Annotated in this window: 6 protein-coding genes; 2 read left to right on the top strand and 4 right to left on the bottom strand. The window is 47.8% G+C overall.

The annotated features are described in order from the left end of the window. The first annotated feature begins 177 nt into the window (after positions 1-177). Positions 178-621 (top strand): ASCH domain-containing protein, encoded by a 444-nt coding sequence (locus ACTTK7_RS16915; protein WP_462869277.1) that lies wholly within the window; start codon positions 178-180, stop codon positions 619-621. A gap of 48 nt (positions 622-669) precedes the next feature. Here ACTTK7_RS16915 and ACTTK7_RS16920 read toward each other — a convergent pair whose 3' ends face one another. Next, a complete protein-coding gene (locus ACTTK7_RS16920; protein ID WP_462869272.1) occupies positions 670-957 on the bottom strand; it encodes a putative quinol monooxygenase in 288 nt (95 codons plus the stop codon). 173 nt (positions 958-1,130) lie between these two features. On the opposite strand from ACTTK7_RS16920, the gene ACTTK7_RS16925 reads away from it, so the two are divergent. Further along, entirely contained in the window at positions 1,131-2,804 is a 1,674-nt protein-coding gene (locus tag ACTTK7_RS16925; RefSeq protein ID WP_462869273.1) for a M20/M25/M40 family metallo-hydrolase, read from the top strand. 43 nt (positions 2,805-2,847) lie between these two features. Here the strand turns inward: ACTTK7_RS16925 and ACTTK7_RS16930 are convergent, their stop codons facing one another. From ACTTK7_RS16930 to ACTTK7_RS16940, 3 genes are read right to left on the bottom strand one after another with little or no spacing between them, the layout of a single operon-like run. Next, the gene (locus ACTTK7_RS16930) at positions 2,848-3,318 is read right to left on the bottom strand and encodes an N-acetyltransferase family protein (protein WP_462869274.1); all 471 of its coding nucleotides are present in this window, start codon (positions 3,316-3,318) and stop codon (positions 2,848-2,850) included. A gap of 25 nt (positions 3,319-3,343) precedes the next feature. After that, entirely contained in the window at positions 3,344-3,616 is a 273-nt protein-coding gene (locus ACTTK7_RS16935; protein ID WP_462869275.1) for an adenine deaminase C-terminal domain-containing protein, read from the bottom strand. A gap of 36 nt (positions 3,617-3,652) precedes the next feature. Continuing rightward, positions 3,653-5,353, bottom strand: coding sequence for a methyl-accepting chemotaxis protein (locus ACTTK7_RS16940; protein ID WP_462869276.1), 1,701 nt, complete (start codon positions 5,351-5,353; stop codon positions 3,653-3,655). Between the last annotated feature and the right edge of the window lie 138 nt (positions 5,354-5,491).

Genomic DNA, 5,491 nt, shown 5'->3' on the forward strand with positions numbered 1-5,491 from the left:
AGATATGTTTCAACGGCAGGGTTAACTTCAAGGCTGGAAAAGGACAGCCGTTTACACAAAATTATTGACGGTCCCAATTTCACAGGAGGATTCTATTAATATACTCTTCAAAGTTATATATTCCTGCAGAAGTATGTTTTAATGAAGGAAAGACCATCACAGAAACGGGGAGTTGCAATGAACCAGGCAGCAGATACTTATTGGAAGAATTTTTGGCAGCAGCGAAACGAGACTCCTCCCGAACAGGTAACAGCCTGGTCCTTTGGTGTGGATCCCGATGAGCTTGCAGAGCTTGTCGTCTCCGGAGTCAAAACGGCTACATGCTCTGCTTACATGTTTTATGAGATAGAAAATGAACCTCTTCCTTCGATAGGGGACTACAGCATCGTTTTAAACAGAGCCGGCGATCCAGTATGTATTATCCAGACCACCAGTGTCAAAATTATGCCGATGAACGAAGTGCCCAAAGAATTTGCTGAAGCTGAAGGGGAAGGAGACCGTTCATACGAGTATTGGTGGAAGGCACATGAACAGTTTTTTACCGAAGCGCTCGAAGAGGTTGGGGAAATATTCCGGGAGGATATGACGGTCGTCTGCGAACGGTTCGAGGTAGTGAAGTAAGGAAGCACCTATAAAAAAGAAGCTGCCGGCAAGCAGCTTCTTTTTCGTTTATTCCACCGGCTTTAATTTGTACACTTCTCTTGATACCACGAGATTCTCTGTGTTTTTCCGGTAGGCCTGATAATGCTCGGTCTGAATATGCTGCTGCACGGCTTCTTCGTCCTTCCACTGCTCGGAAAAGATAAATACCCCGTCCTGTGCTTCCGATTCATACAGAACATATTCTATGCAGCCCGCTTCTGCCCGCGACGGAGCCAGCGCCTTTTTCAGCTCTGTTTTCAAAGCTTCTTCTTTTCCGGGCTCTGCCTTCAGAAATGCTTTAATGGTTACTGTCATGCTTTCTCCTCCTTTATATGGTTATTATACGGCTCTCCTGCCTGTTTCTGCACGGCTCAGGGCTTGAAGTATAAAACAATCTTTCGCAGGAAAATTCACTTCCTTGCTTACTTTGGCAGATTCATACAGTAGAATAAGAGACAACAGCAATTATTGCGGCGAGGTGATCAGCAGTGTACGAAAATTTAAAATCTCTTACCACAGCAGAACAGGCGGAGTATCTTACAGAATATCTGGTGGAGTGGAACAGCGTGAACGCGTCAGATGGCGAAGTTTCCATCGCCCACGAGCTTTACCGCATCCTGCGTACGTTTCCTTATTTTCAACAATTCACGCAACGCATCTGGCTGGAGCCGGTTCAAGGAGACCCTCACGGACGCCAGAATGTTTTTGCCTTTATTAAAGGGCTGTCTTCTTCAGCCCAGACAATTCTTTATCATTCCCACATTGATACCGTAGGCATCGAAGATTACGGAAACATTAAACACCAGGCCTGTTCCCCAAAAGAACTGCTTCCTTACTTTCAAAGCTATACAAATGACCCTGAAGTGCATGCAGACGCCCGAAGTGGGGACTGGATGTTTGGCCGGGGGTCTGTTGACATGAAAAGCGGCATCGCCGTGCATATCGTGAACCTGCTTTATTTCTCGGAGCATCCGGAAGAACTCGAAGGCAATATTCTGCTTTTACTGAACCCCGATGAAGAAAGCGAGCACTGCGGACTTATCGGCGCGCTGCCTGTTCTCCGTGATTTAAAGCGTTCTCACGGCCTTCAGTACCTGCTCGCAATTAATAACGATTTTATCGCCCCTTTGTATGAAGGAGATACTACAAAATACATCTATACAGGAACTGCCGGAAAACTGCTGCCTGCCTTTTTCGTTTTTGGGCGTGAAGTGCACGTTGGTGATACGCTTGCCGGCGTAGACCCTAATTTCGTTGCCGCTAAACTGACGGAGCGCATCCACAACAATTATGATTTAACCGAACATATTCCCGGGGAGCTGATTCTGCCTCCGACGTGTCTTTATCAGCGCGATACGAAGGAAAGCTACACTGTTCAGACTGCTTCAGGCAGCCGCCTGTATTTTAATTACTTTTTATACGAAACCACCGCAGAGCAGGTGACCGAACAAATGCTTCAGGCAGCGCGCCGGGCAGCAGAAGAATCAGAACAGTACTTTGCTTCTCAATACGATAGATACATCGGGGTCACCGGCATGCCTCCGAAAAATATTTCCTGGGAAATAGACGTTAAGACGTACGAAAATTACCGCCTTGAGCTTGAACAAAAGGGAATCGACACGCAGGCAGCCATTCAAAAACGACTGTCTGAAACCGCCGGCATGGACCTGCGGCTGCGAAGCTTTGAACTAGTCCACGCCCTGCGTGAGCTTGATCCGGATAAAACACCGCAGATCATTTTCTTTTACGCTCCGCCGTTTCTGCCGCACAATTATTTAACAGACGACAACAGCCGTCACCGGGAGCTGAAGGAATCGCTTTCCTTTATTCTTCAGGACAGCTCGGCCAGTACCGGAGAAGTATTTGAGATGCGCAATTTCTTTCCATATTTGTCCGACGGCAGCTTTTTATCCATTCAGGAGTCGGATGCGGAGCTTGCGCCGTTGCTGAAAAACCTGCCGGAGGGGGACACTCTTTACCCCGTGCCGGTCGATGCTATAAAACAGCTGAATATCTCCTCCATCAACATGGGCGTTTACGGAAAAGATGGGCATAAATGGACCGAGAGAGTCTATAAGCCATACTCCTTTCACGTTCTCCCCGGCTTGATCCGGGACACCACTACCCGGATTCTGCGTGAATTTGCCGCTGTAAAAGAATAAAATAGCGAAGGCCGGCTCTCCGTAAAAAGAGACGCCGGCTGTTTTACAGCTGTTTTTCAAAAAGAATGCGATCCTGCTCTTCTCCGTCGTAGTCAGTATGTACCGGAAGCCCGTTCTCCGTCTTATCACCCGTCACCAGGTTAAATCCCATTGCCTGATGAAAAGCCACTGAGCCTTCATTGCCAGGAGACGTCACCGCCCGAACGATGCGCCGGTCTTCATCAAGTACGCAGTCAAAAAAAGCTTCGTACAAGCCTTCCGCGACACCTTCTCCCCGGTTATGCGGATGAACACCGGCGAAATGTATATATGCCTCTTTTTCTCTTGTCTGAGATAGAAACCCGACAAGAAAACCTGTCATTCGTCCGTGCACTTCTGCAATAAAGCTTGTTTCCTGAAAATGGTCAAACAGAAACTTCGGCAGCTTACCGGCCATATCTCTTCCGCCCCACCATTCGTTAATAACCTGTTTAACCTTATAGTAATCTTTGGTCTGGGCCCTGCGTATGTGCATGGATGCCTCCTCCTCCGTTTCAGTTTTATGAACGCTCAGCCTCCACCTTCCACTTGTGAAAATGAGCGGAAGTCAAGAAACCCTTTTTATTGCTGCGCTGCAGCCATTCCATCATTGACTGTATCACATGTCTGACAGCCACTAAAACATCTTTATCTGACGTGCCGGCGGCAATAATATTACGAGAGTCATGGGAAATAGTGGTCACAATCGCTCCGTATAAAAGGCGCAGGTGTGCGGTTGGCTGAAAGATAAATATCCCCCTCTTGAAAGGGCTTATGAGAATACGTAAAAGCACCGAAGCCCTAGGCTACCGGTGCTTCTGTTGCTGGCCTTAAACCTTGAATGAGCGCACGGACTGCCCAAGCTCTTCTGCCATATGCGCAAGAGTGTTCGATGCAGAGGATATTTCCTGCATGGAAGCGTTCTGCTCTTCAGAGGAGGCAGCAACATTTTGCGTATGCTCCATAGACTGATTGGCGACATCAGCGACAGTCTGGACAGAATGCATTAGTGCCTCTGTCTGGGCCGTCATCTGTTCTGCAGCCGCGGACGATTCTTCAAGCTGAACAGCGATATCTTTCGTCGATACAGAAATCGACTGAAAGGCACTTTCTGCCTCTTTTACCTGATGAATACCCCCTTCCACGGCTTCTTTACCATCCTCCATCGACGTAACCGACTCCTGGATATCTGCCTGGATATCTTTAATCAGCGAACCAATCTGACTCGCAGAACTGCCGGACTGCTCGGCAAGCTTGCGCACTTCCTCAGCCACCACGGCAAAGCCCTGGCCGCTTTCCCCGGCGCGTGCAGCTTCAATAGCTGCGTTTAACGCAAGCAGGTTGGTCTGATTGGCGATATTGGTAATCAGCGAAATAATATCATTTATCTGGCCGGATTTGTTTTGCAATTGATGAATAAACGTCGCAGTATAGTTTGTTTTGTCCTGAATCAATGACATCTGCCCAAGCGTCTGTTGTATAACCCGCGAGCCATTCTCCGCTGTTTCGACATTTATCGACGATGATTCATTAATTGCATGAATATTTCCTGATATACGCTCCATGCCGCCTGAAATTTCGGCGACCAGTGATTTTGTTTCATCCATGCTCCGGGCCTGTTTTTCTGCTCCGCTGGACACCTCCTGCACCGCACGTGACACTTCGTCAGCAGCCGAGCTGGTTTCCTCTGCGCTCGCGCTGAATTGCTCGGAGGAAGCCGCTACCTGCTCGGAAGTGTGCAAAATCTTTTTTACAAGCGCGCTTAAATTTTCCCGCATTTGATTGTATCCCGCCGTCAGCCGGCCTATTTCATCATCTGAAGGATCCGAAAGCTCTGTGGTGAAATCTCCCTGCCCCGCCGCTGTGAGGGCTCCGGTCACGCGTCCAAGTCTTTTGGACACCCTGCGTGAAAATAAAAATACACCCCCCATCGCTGCAATGCCGGTGATGACTAAAGCAATTAAAAAGGTAATGAGGGCGTTGCCGGTAATTTCATCAAGTATTTCCTGCGAAGCACCTACATACCACATGCCGATAGGCTCTCCCGCTTCGTTGTAAATAGGCTCATATGCTGTTTGATAGCTCGTGCCCACTACGTCTGCTTCTCCTGTATACATTGCTTCATCCTGCAGCACCGTTTCCACCACTTCATCTGAAGCCTGCGTTCCGACAGCACGCTCTCCGTCAAGCATCACGTTTGTCGTTACACGTGTGTCATTCATGAAAATAGTTACGGTTCCTCCGGTCATTTCCCCGATAAAATCAACAATGTCGGTGTTGCCGCTGATGATCGTTTCCCCTTTCATTAAATTCCCATCTTCAATACGCCACTCGCCGGGGTATTCACTGTTTATGTATTCATAGCCTAAATTTAAATCGGAAACCGCTTTTTCCACCGCCGTTTCTTCCACCCCCTTTTTTATCTGGGCAAATGTAATAAAACCAACCACAATAGAAAAACCAATCAGCACTGCAGCCATAAGTATGTTCAATTTTGTGCCAAGCTTAAGCTTTTGTATTAACCTTTTCACCGTTTTCCTCCTTAAACTAATGTCTTACTATTACTATCGTAATAACCGCCGCATAGTTTATAGGCTCTTCACCACAAGTTGGACTTGACACGATAGGGATATGAAAAAAGCGGCTCTTCCTTTATCTTGGTATTGGAC

The organism is Marinococcus tarijensis (genome assembly GCF_054971385.1).

Excerpts from the sequence above, each read along its gene's own strand:
- ACTTK7_RS16915 (WP_462869277.1), top strand. The coding sequence starts at position 178 with ATGAACCAGGCAGCAGATACTTATTGGAAGAATTTTTGGCAGCAGCGA.
- ACTTK7_RS16920 (WP_462869272.1), bottom strand. The coding sequence starts at position 957 with ATGACAGTAACCATTAAAGCATTTCTGAAGGCAGAGCCCGGAAAAGAA.
- ACTTK7_RS16930 (WP_462869274.1), bottom strand. The coding sequence starts at position 3,318 with ATGCACATACGCAGGGCCCAGACCAAAGATTACTATAAGGTTAAACAG.